12 protein-coding genes are annotated in these 13,784 nt (G+C 58.6%); 4 read left to right on the top strand and 8 right to left on the bottom strand.

What is annotated here, in order from left to right; translation table 11 throughout:
* Positions 1 to 22: 22 nt before the first annotated feature.
* Genes PY308_RS19340 through PY308_RS19330 form a run of 3 tightly spaced genes read right to left on the bottom strand, consistent with a single transcriptional unit; the run spans position 23 to position 3,085 of the window.
* Entirely contained in the window at positions 23 to 739 is a 717-nt protein-coding gene (locus tag PY308_RS19340) for a M24 family metallopeptidase (RefSeq protein ID WP_275785848.1), read from the bottom strand.
* 10 nt (positions 740 to 749) lie between these two features.
* Positions 750 to 1,745 carry an ABC transporter substrate-binding protein gene (locus tag PY308_RS19335; RefSeq protein ID WP_275785845.1) on the bottom strand — a complete coding sequence of 332 codons (996 nt, stop codon included), beginning with the start codon at positions 1,743 to 1,745 and terminating at the stop codon, positions 750 to 752.
* 35 nt (positions 1,746 to 1,780) lie between these two features.
* On the bottom strand, positions 1,781 to 3,085 hold the full coding sequence (locus tag PY308_RS19330) for a Zn-dependent hydrolase (protein WP_275785842.1): 1,305 nt from the start codon (positions 3,083 to 3,085) through the stop codon (positions 1,781 to 1,783).
* Between the two features lie 221 nt (positions 3,086 to 3,306).
* Here PY308_RS19330 and PY308_RS19325 point away from each other — a divergent pair, with 221 nt between their 5' ends.
* The 3 genes from PY308_RS19325 to PY308_RS19315 all read left to right on the top strand — a co-directional run bounded on the left by PY308_RS19325 (position 3,307) and on the right by PY308_RS19315 (position 5,722).
* Positions 3,307 to 3,915: a cupin domain-containing protein gene (locus PY308_RS19325; protein ID WP_275785839.1), complete on the top strand. Its 609-nt coding sequence runs from the start codon at positions 3,307 to 3,309 to the stop codon at positions 3,913 to 3,915.
* A 120-nt stretch (positions 3,916 to 4,035) separates the two neighbouring features.
* Positions 4,036 to 4,806 (top strand): glutamine amidotransferase, encoded by a 771-nt coding sequence (locus tag PY308_RS19320; RefSeq protein WP_275785834.1) that lies wholly within the window; start codon positions 4,036 to 4,038, stop codon positions 4,804 to 4,806.
* Positions 4,807 to 4,891: 85 nt separating this feature from the next.
* Positions 4,892 to 5,722, top strand: a complete 831-nt coding sequence (locus tag PY308_RS19315) for a nitrilase family protein (RefSeq protein ID WP_275791201.1) — start codon at positions 4,892 to 4,894, stop codon at positions 5,720 to 5,722.
* Between the two features lie 32 nt (positions 5,723 to 5,754).
* Here PY308_RS19315 and PY308_RS19310 read toward each other — a convergent pair whose 3' ends face one another.
* The gene (locus tag PY308_RS19310) at positions 5,755 to 5,985 is read right to left on the bottom strand and encodes a hypothetical protein (protein WP_275785831.1); all 231 of its coding nucleotides are present in this window, start codon (positions 5,983 to 5,985) and stop codon (positions 5,755 to 5,757) included.
* A gap of 19 nt (positions 5,986 to 6,004) precedes the next feature.
* On the opposite strand from PY308_RS19310, the gene PY308_RS19305 reads away from it, so the two are divergent.
* Positions 6,005 to 6,874, top strand: a complete 870-nt coding sequence (locus PY308_RS19305; protein WP_275785829.1) for a class I SAM-dependent methyltransferase — start codon at positions 6,005 to 6,007, stop codon at positions 6,872 to 6,874.
* Between the two features lie 21 nt (positions 6,875 to 6,895).
* On the opposite strand, the gene PY308_RS19300 is transcribed toward PY308_RS19305, so the two are convergent.
* The 4 genes from PY308_RS19300 to PY308_RS19285 form a co-directional block, all read right to left on the bottom strand.
* A complete protein-coding gene (locus tag PY308_RS19300; protein WP_275785827.1) occupies positions 6,896 to 8,179 on the bottom strand; it encodes a cytochrome P450 in 1,284 nt (427 codons plus the stop codon).
* Between the two features lie 62 nt (positions 8,180 to 8,241).
* Complete coding sequence (locus PY308_RS19295; protein WP_275785824.1) at positions 8,242 to 9,408, bottom strand: glycosyltransferase family 2 protein; 1,167 nt, start codon at positions 9,406 to 9,408, stop codon at positions 8,242 to 8,244.
* 233 nt (positions 9,409 to 9,641) lie between these two features.
* The gene (gene typA, locus PY308_RS19290; RefSeq protein ID WP_275785821.1) at positions 9,642 to 11,471 is read right to left on the bottom strand and encodes a translational GTPase TypA; all 1,830 of its coding nucleotides are present in this window, start codon (positions 11,469 to 11,471) and stop codon (positions 9,642 to 9,644) included.
* A 171-nt stretch (positions 11,472 to 11,642) separates the two neighbouring features.
* Complete coding sequence (locus tag PY308_RS19285) at positions 11,643 to 13,706, bottom strand: M3 family metallopeptidase (protein ID WP_275785820.1); 2,064 nt, start codon at positions 13,704 to 13,706, stop codon at positions 11,643 to 11,645.
* Positions 13,707 to 13,784 lie beyond the last annotated feature (78 nt).

Genomic DNA, 13,784 nt, shown 5'->3' with positions numbered 1-13,784 from the left:
GAGCTCTGCGTTCCGGCTTCTGTCACATTGTGATGCAGTGGTTGCGGCCGAACCAGACAAGGTCCTCGACCTTGACCGCGATCCCGTCACGGGCGGCAAAGGGCTCGATTGCCCAGGCCCCCCACATCGGGGTATCATTGCCCGCATCGATGAACTGATGCAGATAGGCGGCGCCTGCCGTCAGCGAATGGCCGATATTGCCGAGCTGATCGAGAAGAATGTACCCTTCCGCTGTCAGCCGCTCGTGACTGATGCCGAAGAGTTCGTTGGCGGGCATGCCTGGGCGGCATTTTTCCAGCGTCTCATAGTGGATCCTTTCGAGATCCCGCAGCGCGCTGGCGGCTTCCGGGTAGTCGCCAATCACAGCGCAGCGCGTGCAATCGCCCCAGGAGCCATCCGCGGTGATGGGGTGGACATCAACCATGAGAACATCCCTTTCGACGGCGCGCAACGCCGTTGGCGGGTTTGTGGGAAAACAGACGAGCGTGTTTTCCCCCAGCCCGACATTGGTGATCGTCCAGACATGATCGATGCCGTTCTCTATCAGATAGGCGCTGACGGCAAGCTCGACCTCCTGTTCGCTGACACCCTGCGCTGCGACGGCAAGCCCCGCCGCCGCCGCGCCCTTCGCGATCCTTTGAGCAGCAACGAGACCGGCCGGAGGCGTGTCCGAAACATCCGGTCCGGGCCGATAGGTCCAGGCCGGAACAATGCGGCGCAAGGGGCTCGTCCCGATCATCGGCATGTCCTTACTTTGCCAGGTAGTCGTTGGTGTAGTAAGCTGAAGGTGCCTGCAAGTCCTTGACTACCTCAAACTTTTTGAGGGCCGTGAGCAAGGCTGTCCAGTCGGCTTCATCGTTGACCATCAGGTCCGGCCCGATCGAACCGAACAGCGGAATGGTATCTTTCCACTGTTGGTCGATGAATTTACCGTCATAGGCCTTGGAATAGAGTTCCGCGAAGGCTGCAATCGCCTCGTCGGGATTGGCAACCGCGTAATCAATGCCTTTGCGGGTCGCCCGCAGAAAGGCTTTGGCGACGTCCGGGTTTTCCTTCAACCAGGTCTCGTTGGCTGCCAGCATGAAGATCGGTGTGTTGGGAACGCCATGCGCCGTCGCGGCAAGGAACTCCGCCTTCTGGTTTCCAGCGGTCATCATGCCGGTGCCTTCGGCATTGGTAATGCCGGTGATGGCATCCACCTTGCTCTGCAGCAACAATGGGACCGTATCGTCGGCGGCAGCCACCGTCTGGACATCGTCAAGCGTCATGCCACCGTCGGCTAGCATCATGGACAGCTGCGCCTTTGTCCAGGCGTCGTTATAGATCCCGATCGTCTTGCCTTTCAGATCGGCGATTTTCAGCGGCTTGCCCTCTGGGCTCAGAATACCCCAGTTGTTGCCGCGACCATACCGGGCGATGGCGACGACCGGCGCCTGCTGTTCTCTCGCGAAAATGATGTCCATCGAGGTGGTAAAGGCGACTTGCGCGCGTCCCGTGCCGAGAAATTTCATGGTATCGGCGACGGTCGGCGGGGTGACGATCTCGATCTCAATGCCCTCCTCGGCATAGAAACCCTTCTTGCTGCCGAGAATCCACGGGATCCAGAAGCCGTCCGGAACCGGCCATTCCTGAATGAAGGTCAGCTTGGCGAGGTCCTTTGCGACGCTCGGGGCGGGTGCGGACACCAAGGCGGCGAGCGCGAGCGCGGCGGCCCCCAGGCCGCGTCTGGTCATTTTCATCATCATGTTCCCGTTCCTTTTTGTTGTGTGACGCTGAAGTCCTACGCGTTCGAAACCGCCATTTCCGCGGTTGCGGTAGTCACGATTTCCGGCCTGTCTTCCAGTTCCGCGACAGCCCGAAGCGTTGCATGAAGAAGCATGTCAGCGCCGAGAATGCAGAATTCCGGCTCGACAAATTCCGCTGCGTTGTGGCTGACACCGTTGCGGCACGGCACGAAGATCATGGCCGCAGGTGCAATTCGGCTGATAAACAGCGCATCGTGAAAGGCCCGCGAGACGATTCTTCGATGCTTCACACCGTTTTCAGCCGCAGCCTGCTCGATGCAGGTGAGAAGGGACTCGGCAAACATCGTTGACGGCATGTCCAGTATGCATGCGATGTCGACGGTACATCCGTTCGCCTCCGCCGCTTGCCGCAATGTTGCCCCGATTGTTGCCTCTATCCGGTCAAGCCGGTCAGGGTCGGGGTGGCGGATGTCGATGCTGAAGAGCGCCACCGCCGGTACCGCATTGATGCTGCCCGGTTCGAGGGAAAATCGCCCGACGGTCAGGCGGGCCTCCTCGTCAGCCGGCATGATTGCGGCATAGAGTTCCGCCAGACCGGTCGTGGCTGCACGCATCGGGTCGCGCCTCGACCCCGCCAGCGTCGTTCCGGCATGGCCGGCTTCACCCGTCACCTTTACCTGCAACCAGCGCGTTCCCTGCACGGCTGTGACGACGCCGATCGGAATGCCCTCGTTCTCGAGAATGGGGCCTTGCTCTATATGCAGCTCGAGATAGCCCTGGAGGGGACCGCCCAGCGGGCGCCGCTGTGCCTCGGGAAGAGCCGTCAGGGTGTCTGCCAGCGCCCGCGCCATTGGTTCGCCTTCCCCATCCTGCGCCGCGAGTATTTCAGGGGGAATGACGCCCTTGACGAATGCCTGCGACCCCATGCTGCCCGGCGAAAAACGGCTTCCTTCCTCATTGGTCCAAGCAACCATCTCAAGGGGGCATTCCGTCTCGACCCCCGCATCTTCCAGGGTTTCGAGCACTTCGAGAGCTGCCAGCGTTCCGAGCGCGCCATCGAAACGTCCACCGGTTGGCTGCGTGTCGAGATGGCTGCCGATCATGAACGGTGCACGTGTGTTGTTCTTCCCCCGGCGGCGCACGAAAAGATTGGCGATCTCGTCCTGAAACACCTCGAAGTCGCGTCGAAGCGCAATCCGTGCAAGAATTGATCTGGATTGGCGATCAAGTTTTGTCAGTGCCTGACGGTTCACGCCAAGATCGTCTCCGCCACCAATTGCTGCGAATTCATCCAGTCTCTGCATCAGGCGCTGACCGTTGATCGAAACCACGGGCTTCATCTGCTGTCAGGCTGAAAGTGGATTGGGAGCATCATCAAGGCATCCGTTCTTTCATGGGGGTTCGCATCAAAACCATCCGGACTGTTCAATCAATCTGTGCAGTATTCAAGAGACTTGAATTTATGTCAATGCCATTGAATTGCATTCCGGCAGATTTTCGTGAATATGGGAAACGCCGACGCGACCGATGTCTGAAGGTTGCCGCGATTTTTAGGGATACGATGAAAAACACCGAACAGAAGCATAATCCGGAGACAGCTTTGCCGCCGAACGCGATCCGCTTGGGCACGCGGCTCAAACTTGCCCGGCAGACGCGTGGGCTGACGCTGAAAGCGCTTTCGGATGAGGCGAACTGCTCCGAAAGCCTGCTCTCCAAAATCGAAAACGGCAAGGCGACGCCGTCCTTGCCCATGCTGCACAGGCTTGTGAAAGTGCTCGGCACCAATATCGGCTGGATGTTCGAAGAATCGGACGGGGAAGAAGGCATCGTTTTCCGTAGCGGCACACGGCCGCTGATCACGCTCGATCCGCTGCGCCAGGGCGAGGGCATCTCGCTGGAGCGGGTCATACCGTATTCGCCAGGCCATCTGCTTCAGTGCAATATTCATCACATCGAAGAAGAGGGTGAAAGCTCCGGTCCTATTGAGCATGCCGGCGAAGAAGTCGGATATGTGCTGAACGGCGAGATCGAGTTGATCGTTGCCGAGCAGTCTTTCAATCTGAAACCCGGCGATGCTTTTGTTTTCAAATCCGAATTACCGCATCATTATCGCAATACCGGCAAGGGCAGGGCGAGCATCTTCTGGGTCAACACTCCGCCAACCTTCTGAGTGTGTGAATTATTTTCAAGTCTCTTGACAAATAGTCAATAGACTTGTTCTTCTGAAGTTGGAAGCTTTCGGCGGAGGCAGGATCCTTCGTTGCAAGGCCGGTGAAATCAGGGATGACCGATGTCCAAATACAAAGTTCTGCTGGCTGGCGAGTCCTGGGTGTCGACTGCGACGCACATCAAGGGCTTCGACCAGTTTGCCACCGCGACCTATCATACAGGCGCCGATGAACTCCTGGCTGCCCTGAAGTACGGCCCCCTCGACGTGCGTTTCATGCCGTCGCACGAGGCGCAGGCGCAGTTTCCCCAGTCGTTGGAGGCCATGCAGGACTATGACGCGATCGTCCTTTCGGACATTGGCGCCAATACGCTGCTGTTGCATCCCGATACATGGATCAAGTCCCGTCCGACCCCGAACCGGCTTCGGCTGCTGCGCGATTACGTTCGCGAGGGTGGCGCGCTTCTGATGTATGGCGGATATTATAGTTTTCAGGGGATCAATGGTGGCGCGCGCTATCACAAGACGGCAGTGGAGGATGTCTTGCCTGTCACCTGCCTGCCGGTCGATGACCGTGTAGAGGTGCCGGAAAGCTTTCTCCCCGTGGTCACCGGCTCCAGCGATCATCCCATCCTTGCCGGCCTCGGCAGGGAATGGCCGATGCTGCTCGGCTTCAACGAGGTCGTTGTCAAGGAAGGCGCCGAGGTTCTCGCGACCGTATCGACCGAATATGGCTCGATGCCGTTGCTCGTTTCGGGCACCTATGGGAAAGGCCGCACGGTCGTCTGGACCTCGGATGTCGGACCGCACTGGCTGCCGCCGGAATTCATTGCCTGGACGGGGTACAAGTCCCTGTTCGAGCAGCAGATCCTGTGGGCTATCGGGCGTGATTGATCAAAACGGTTCAAACTCTCAAATCGGCGGGTGATGTATGGCAAAGCGGGTGACAGAAGCGGGTTTGACGGTCGCCAGCATCCAGATGGAACCGATTTTCGGCGAAACGGCCGGCAATGTCGCCCGCTCGATCGCTCTTCTGGAAGAGGCTGCCGGCAAGGGAGCAAAGCTTGCTGTCCTGCCGGAGCTTTGCAACACCGGTTATGTCTTCGAAAGCCGAACGGAAATCCGTGCTCTGGCGGAAGAAATTCCGGCAGGCCCGTCCACGCAAAGCTGGATCGAGGCCGCTGCCCGGCTCGATATGATCATCGTTGCCGGAATCACCGAACGCAGCGGCGAGGTTTTCTACAATTCCGCCATCATCGTCGGGCCGTCGGGCTATATTGGCCGTTACCGGAAGGTTCACCTCTGGGGCGAGGAGGCGTTGTATTTCACGCCTGGTGATCTCGGATTTCCGGTCTTCGATACGCCCTATGGGCGAATCAGTTGCCAGATCTGCTACGATTGCTGGTTCCCGGAAAGCTTCCGGCTCGCTGCGCTTCAGGGGGCCGAACTGATGTGCGTCCCGACCAACTGGGTGCCTATTCCCGGGCAGGACCCCAATCGCGAGGCCATGGCCAATATCCTGGTGATGGCAGCGGCGCACAGCAATTCGCTGTTCATCATCGCAGCCGACCGGATCGGCGTCGAACGCAGCCAACCCTTCATCGGCCAGAGCCTGATCGTCGCGCATACGGGCTGGCCCGTTGCCGGGCCGGCAAGCAGCGACGGGCAGGAGGTTCTGGTCGCCGAGATCAACCTTGCCGACGCGCGTCGCAAACGCAATTGGAACGATTTCAACCAGGTGCTGCGCGACCGCCGCACCGATGTCTACGACCGGATGCTCGGGACGGATTACAAGCCGGGCTGGTATTGACCGCGCGTCATGAAGCACCTTTCATCCTTGGACTACGGCCCGCTCGCCTGCGCCTTCGAGCCTGCCCGGATGCACAGCGGAAAGGCATTGTAACTGCTGCGGATTGTCCGATTGACCTTGAAGACTTGCGGGTTCTCGACATAGAGTGGACGTGACAATGTCGAGGGAATTCGACGGTCGTTCACCACGATGGGACATAATTTGACCAGCAGTAAAGCGTTGCCGCCATGCCCGATTACCGGAAAGCCTGCGAAACGAGCCATACATGGTGTATCTGCCAGGGTGATCCGCGACATCTGGCGCTACGGTCAGGGTGTCGATATCTCCGATTTGCTGGCCGGTGTCTCCCGTTTCACCCTGTATGAATCGGAATCGGGTCTCGTTTTCTTCGAACCGAGGATAACCGGTGACGCCAAGTTCTATCATGATTACTACGCCAAGTGGCATGTGCATGACGGACTCAATGTCGACTTCGACAAGCGTGTGGATTTCGCGACGGCAGCCGGATTTATACCCAAGGATGCCGTCGTTCTGGATGTCGGCTGCGGCCCGGGCTTGTTTCGGCATCATCTCTCTCATGCGCGTTTTGTCGGCCTCGACCCCTATGCCTCCGACGATGTCGATGACGTGGTTATCCGGGAGACGTTGGAGCACCACAGCGAAACCCATGCGGGGCAGTATGATGTCGCAACAGCCTTCCATGTCATCGAGCATGTTTCGGATCCTCTGACCCATGCGCGCCAGATGGCGAAGCTTCTGAAGCCGGGCGGACTGCTTATTCTCGCGGCGCCTCTGCACCCATCGCCGCTGACGGAAATCCCCAATCTTCCGATCAATCTTCCACCCCACCACGTCACCTGGTGGAATCCGTCCGCGTTCAGTGCGCTTGTCAAGGAGGCCGGCCTCGACGTCGTCGAGGCGCGCACCTTGGCGGTTTCGCCGCATCAGGGGGTTATTCTCTGGCTGCGCAACTTCCTTTTCAGCCGCACGGACAAAGCGCCGCACGAGCGATACGTGGCGCATCGCTGGTCCTGGTATGCGAGCCTTTATTTCGGTTACAAGCTGGCGAAAGTCGCGACGCGTTTCAAACGCATACCGGATGGAGCAAGACCGGTGGATGCATTTGTCGTCGCGCGCAAACCCTATCTCTGAAGGAGCGGGGCATACAGGATTTCATCGCGGCTCGATGCTCAGGATTATCTCCGGATGAGGTCTCGAGGTAAGTTTGCCGAGGGGCTGCGGCTTTCTTGAAAAGGTGAGACCGAGCTTCGTGTGAAGGAGCATCAGACGGGTAATTTCCGTCAACTCGGTGGTCGCAAAGCGAGATCCCGGGCATGCACGTGGACCGATGCCATAGGGCATGAAGCTTGTCTTGGCAGGTGCATCCGTCTGGTCCAACCAGCGTCGCGGCGCAAAAGCATCCGGTTCAGGCCAGAATTGCTTATGCCTGTGCAGCGTTCGTGGAGAGACGATGAGAAAGCTGTCCGGCGCGACCGTACGCGACGCGATTTCCATCGGTTCGTTATTTTGCCGCATGAAGATAGCGATCGGGGGATAAAGGCGCAGTGCCTCGTTCGTCAGTGCGTGGAGAATGTCCCCGGCTTGATTGTCTCCGAACGGGGCGCCCGCATGTCCGGCGCCGGCCATCGCCCGTGCGGCACTTTCCTGTATGTTCGGTTGACGTGCGAGCTCGTAAGAAAGCCAGGCAAGCGTCGAGGCGCTGGTTTCATGCCCGGCCAACAGCATGACGGCGACCTCGTCGATGACAGCCTCCACCTTTTCCCGCTTCAGCCAGCCCGCTTCTGCGAGAAGGCGCGGAAAACACGCCAGCTGGTCTTGAGGCGTATCGAAGAGATCATCGATGAAACATGTGCGGATCAGGTCGCGCATCTCCTTGCCAATCTTCGCAAGTCCCATTTCGGCCACAAGCCGGTCCTGTGTTGCCGTGTCCCCAGCGGCGAAGAGGAAGGCTGCAGGGTTTGCCTTGTGATGGTAAAGCGTGAAGAGCTGCGTGAAACGCTTGGATTGAGCTTCGGTAAAGCGGCGGCCCATCGTGCATTCCGAGACGATATCCACGGCAAGCCGTGAGAATTCCTCGCCGCATTTCAACCTGCGCGATGTTTTCAGCCATTTCCCGATATATTCCATGGTGATGTCGCGGGTGACCGTTTCCACCTGGCCTCGGTCTATTTGCGCCAAGGAGCGGATGAACAGCCGTCTTCGTTCCTTCACCGGGTCACCGCCCGGCAGACCGAACAGTCCCTCGCCGATCAAGGGCTTTAAAATCAGATGTACGGTCATGTTCTTGGGGAATGTCCCCGAGCGATCGACCATGATGCGTTCGACGAAGACAGGATCGTTGGTCAGAGCCAGAGTGTTGAATGGAAGCTGGTAAAGCAGGTTGAACCTTGCAAAGGGTTTCCACCCCAGCTTCTTCAAGGCATCCCCAAGGAGCATGGAAACCAGCCTGAAGGCAATGGGAACGCGGCTGAATGCGCGCAGGAAAATTTGGACCAGATCTAGTATGACGCTCTCCCGACAACGAAAACTTCGTCCGGGCCATTCATCCGGTAGGTTACGTGGCCCCAACGCAATCGCTTTACCCGCGATACCGAGAGCAGAACAGACAAATGGAACATATCGGCTACCGGTTGGAGCAGGCCGAGCATAAGCTGGAGGACATAACCCGATGTCGCATCCGCCATGTTGCATCGACCGGCAACTCGCGCAACGAGTACTTGCTTCAAAAGCCCGGTCCCGGCCAATGCCAGGATGGGTAGAGGACCATAGCCAAGAGCAAGAAGATGGAAGGCTGCTGCCCAGGCTGCAAGCCGGCCTATGACGATCGACATTGCAATGTACCACAGCATGGGCCGATGCAGACGGCAGATCTGATATTGCCGTCTCGCAAATCGCCAGGCCTGTGCGATGGTGAGATCAATCGGCGACGCAACCAGAAGAGATCCGGGCGCAACGATGCGCATCTGTTTGAGCTTCGCCTGCCTTGCGATGGCCAGATCGTCCGAGATCGTATTGTCGAGACATCCGTGAAGATCGAGAGCCCGTGCATTTTCGAAGGACAACGCGATACTGCCTCCCCAGATCGTGCATGTGGACACGAAATCCATCCGGGGCAGGAGCATGATCGAGCGATCGATCATCGCAACAACATGCGAACCGAACGTCGATTTACTCGGCATAAGCCAGCGGCGACCGTTCACGAGATCGAAATTTCCGCCCGACAAGGGGAGAATCAGTTGCAACAGCCAGTGGATCGATGGCCGGATGTCCGCGTCCATGAACACCAGGTAACCGTCGTCTCCATGCCCCTGCCTGATGGCAGCCTGGAGGTTGAGGCATTTCTGCGCCTGGCGCTCCGCCAACCCTGCCACGACAATATCGTGGGCTATGCCGGTTTTTGCCAAGGCCTCCTTGGCAATCGCGAATGCCGGGTCTGCTTCGGATTCCACCGCGACGATCAGATGTGCCGGACGCAGGGTCTGCCGTTCCAGCCGCCGCACGATCTCGGTCATATCGACGGCGTTTCCTGTCACTGGCAGGACGATCGTGACCCGGACATTGACGAGATCAGTGGGCGTTTTCATGGTTTTCAGGCGAGAAAAAGCCAGATAGGCCGAAATGGCATTGATCACCGCGCCCCACAGGACCATAATTCCAGTCAACACGCCGGCTTCTTCCCTGTATAACGCCAATCAATAGGTTCAACGCCAGCGATAATATCGACCACGGCCAGAAAATCTAGAAGTTGCGAGGGCACGGATAACATATAACGCCATCGCTTATCCAAATACTGGTAAGGCGCAGAGATTTTCGAACAAATTTCTGATGGTGAATAGGACAAAAAGGGCGCGGCGATATCGATCGCCGCGCCCTTTTTCCCACCTTGCTGAAGGTGCTTTTACGCTGCGCCGCGCGACTTTTCGAAGCGCTTGCGGTCGTTCGAATCGAGATACATCTTGCGCAGGCGGATGTTCTTCGGCGTTACTTCGACCAGTTCGTCGTCCTGGATCCAGGAGAGAGCGCGGTCGAGCGTCATGCGGATCGGCGGAGTCAGCTTGACGGCTTCATCCTTGCCGGAGGCGCGCATGTTGGTAAGCTTCTTGCCCTTGAGAACGTTAACCTCGAGGTCGTTGTCGCGCGTGTGGATGCCGATGATCATGCCGGCATAGACCTTCTCGCCGACGTCGATGATCATCGGGCCACGGTCTTCAAGGTTGAACATGGCGTAGGCCACCGATTCGCCGGCATCGTTGGAGAGCAGAACGCCCTGAACGCGGCCGCCGATATCGCCCTTGTAAGGCTGATATTCGTGGAACAGGCGGTTCATGATCGCCGTGCCGCGCGTGTCGGTCATCAGTTCCGACTGGTAGCCGATCAGGCCACGGGTCGGTGCGAAGAACTTCAGGCGAACGCGATTACCGCCGGACGGACGAAGCTCGGCCATTTCAGCCTTGCGCTCGGACATCTTCTGAACAACGACGCCGGAATATTCCTCATCCACGTCGATGACGACTTCCTCGACGGGCTCCAGCATCTGGCCGGTGTCCTCGTCCTTGTGCATGACGACGCGCGGACGCGACACAGCCAGTTCGAAACCTTCGCGGCGCATTGTCTCGATGAGAACGGCCAACTGCAATTCGCCACGGCCGGACACGTAGAACGAATCCTTGCCTTCGGCTTCCTCGATCTTCAGCGCGACGTTACCTTCGGCTTCCTTGAGCAGGCGGTCACGAATGACGCGGCTGGTCACCTTGTCGCCTTCGGTGCCGGCAAGCGGTGAGTCGTTGACGATGAAGGACATGGTGACGGTCGGCGGGTCGATCGGCTGGGCATGCAGCGCCTCGGTGACCGAAGGATCGCAGAACGTGTCGGCAACCGTGCCCTTCGACAGGCCGGCGATCGCGACGATGTCGCCCGCATGGGCTTCGTCGATCGGGGTGCGCTCGATGCCGCGGAACGCGAGAATTTTCGAGATACGGCCGTTCTCGATCAGCTTGCCGTCCTGGCTGATAACCTTGACAGCCTGGTTCGGCTTGATCGAACCGGAATGGATGCGGCCGGTGATGATGCGGCCGAGGAAGGGGTTGGCTTCGAGGATCGTGCCGATCATGCGGAAGGCGCCGTCCTCGTCGCCGACGCTGGGCTCCGGGACGTGCTTGAGAACGAGGTCGAGAAGCGGCGCAAGGCCTTCCTCCTTCGGACCTTCCGGATTGACATTCATCCAGCCATTGCGGCCCGAACCGTAAAGAATCGGGAAATCGAGCTGCTCGTCGGTGGCGTCGAGATTTGCAAAGAGGTCGAAGACTTCGTTGATGACTTCTTCGTGGCGGCCATCCGGACGGTCGATCTTGTTGATCGCGACGATCGGGCGAAGGCCGACCTTCAGCGCCTTGGAAACGACGAACTTGGTCTGCGGCATCGGGCCTTCGGACGAGTCGACCAGAACGATCGCGCCGTCCACCATCGACAGGATGCGCTCGACTTCACCACCGAAGTCGGCGTGGCCGGGGGTGTCGACGATGTTGATGCGCACGCCCTTCCACTCGATCGAAGTCGCCTTCGCCAGAATGGTGATGCCGCGCTCTTTTTCGAGGTCGTTGCTATCCATCATGCGCTCAGTCGTGCGCTGGTTATCGCGGAAGGAACCCGACTGCTTCAGAAGTTCGTCGACAAGCGTGGTTTTCCCATGGTCAACGTGTGCGATGATCGCGATGTTGCGCATTTTCATGTGTGAATACTCGGAGGTTTGGAGGCGTAACTGGGCAACGCCGCATCTTCAATTGCCGGGCTCATACAGGTTTTTTTGCATTTGCGAAAGGGGCAGGCCGCAAAGTCTTGCCACCTGCCGCCATGTTTCAAAAAACCGTCATATGTCCGCGGCCGGTAACACGCGCCGGGATCAGGCGGCCAAGCCTTTTTTCCGCAGCATGGCGTCGGGGCTTGGCAGCTTGCCGCGAAAGGCCTTGTAAGCGTCCTCTGGATCGATCGATCCTCCGACGGAGTAGATATTGTCCTTCAGTCTGCGGGCCGTCTCGGCATCGAAGGCGTCACCGGTTTCCTCGAAGGCGGCGAAAGCGTCGGCGTCGAGCACTTCCGACCACATGTAGGAATAATATCCCGCAGAGTACCCGTCCCCGGAAAAGACATGCTGGAAATGCGGTGTCGCGTGCCGCATGACGATGGAGGCCGGCATACCGATCTTCTCAAGGACCTCCGCCTGAACCGTCATGGGGTCTTCGATCGCGCCTTGCGTGTGAAACGCCATATCGACCAGGGCCGACGACGTGAACTCGACAGTGTTGAAGCCGGCATTGAAACTGCGCGCGGCAAGAACCTTGTCGAGCAAGTCTTGTGGCATCGGCTCGCCGGTCGCTTCGTGTACCGCATATTTCTTCAGGATTGCGGGTACCGTCAACCAGTGCTCGTAGAGCTGCGAGGGCAATTCCACGAAATCCCGCGAGACACTGGTACCGGAAACGGAGGGATAGGTTACGTCCGACAACATGCCGTGCAGCGCATGGCCGAATTCATGGAACAGGGTGCGGGCATCATCGAGAGAAAGGAGTGCCGGCTTGCCATCGGCTGGCTTGGCGAAATTGCAGACATTGTAGATGATTGGCAACTCGCCCTTTGCGCCGTTTTTCAGTTCCAGGCGGTGCTGCGACTGAAAGGAACTCATCCAGGCGCCCGAACGCTTTGAGGCCCGTGCGAAATAGTCGCCCAGAAACAATGCAATCAACGTACCGTTGCTGTCCCGGATATCGAAGACCCGAACATCCGGATGGTAGCCCTTGACGCCCATTTTCTCGGTTACCGTAAGGCCGAACAAGCGATGCGCGACGTCAAAGCAAGCCTCGACGATCTTCTCCAGTTGCAGATAGGGCTTGAGCTCGCCCTCGGAAAAATTGAATTTTTGCGTGCGCAGTTTTTCGGCATAGTGACGCCAATCCCATGGCATGACCGGATGGTTGTGGCCCTCGGTGGCGACGAGTTCGGCGAGGTCAGCCTCTTCCCGACGCGCCTGCTCTACAGCCTTTTCCCATACCCTGGTCAAAAGCCCGTTCACTGCGTCTGGCGTCTTTGCCATGGTATTGTCGAGCTTCAATGCGGCATAGTTTTCATAACCCAGCAACTTTGCCTTTTCGGCACGAAGCGCCAACGTTTCGCGAATGATCTCGCGGTTGTCGGTTTCGCCGCCATTCGCGCCGCGGGCGGTCCATGCCTTGAAGGCCTGTTCGCGCAGATCGCGGCGTTCGGAGAAGGTCAGGAAGGGTTCGATAATCGACCGCGATAGAGTAACCGCGTATTTGCCGTCTTCGCCGCGGTCGCGCGCCGCAGACGCCATGGAATCCGTCAGAAACACCGGCAGGCCCGAAAGGTCGCTCGTTGTTTCAAGGATCAGAGCCCAATTCTTCTCATCCGCCAGCACGTTCTGGCCAAAACGCGCACCAAGGCTGGCAAGTGTCTCGTTGATGGCTGCCAATCGCTGCTGCTTGTCTTTTGGCAGCTTGGCGCCGGATTTCACGAAACCTTTCCAATGACGCTCCAGAACCCGCGTGGCCTCCAGATCGAGCCCGAGGGTGTCGCGATTTTCCCAGAGTGTATCGATGCGCGCGAAAAGAGCGGAATTCATGCCGATCTTCGAATAGTGACGCGACATTTTCGGCGCGATGTCGCGTTCCAGAGCCTGGATGACATCATTCGTGTGGGCGCCGGCACGGTTCCAGAAGAACGCGGAAACACGCGACAGACCGTCGCCGGCGATTTCCAGCGCCACCACCGTGTTGCCGAAGGCCGGCGGTTGCGGGTTGTTTGCAATTGCGTCGATCTCCGCTTCATGCGCGGCAAGGCTCGCCTCGAAGGCAGCGGCGAAATCACCATCGGCAACCGCCTCGAAGCGCGGCAGTCCATCCGGGCCGTTCCACTCGGTAACGGCAGGATTCAAGGCGGTATTCACGGTCATGGGTGGTCCTTTTCACATTCCGGTTCGCTGCGGATGACAGCGTGACGCCTTCGGATTCAAGGCGATGGTGAGGCTATC

Source organism: Pararhizobium gei, from assembly GCF_029223885.1.
GTDB classification, from domain to species: Bacteria; Pseudomonadota; Alphaproteobacteria; order Rhizobiales; family Rhizobiaceae; genus Pararhizobium; species Pararhizobium gei.
Note: the sequence above shows the minus strand (reverse complement) of the source record. Positions and strands in the feature narration are given on the sequence as shown.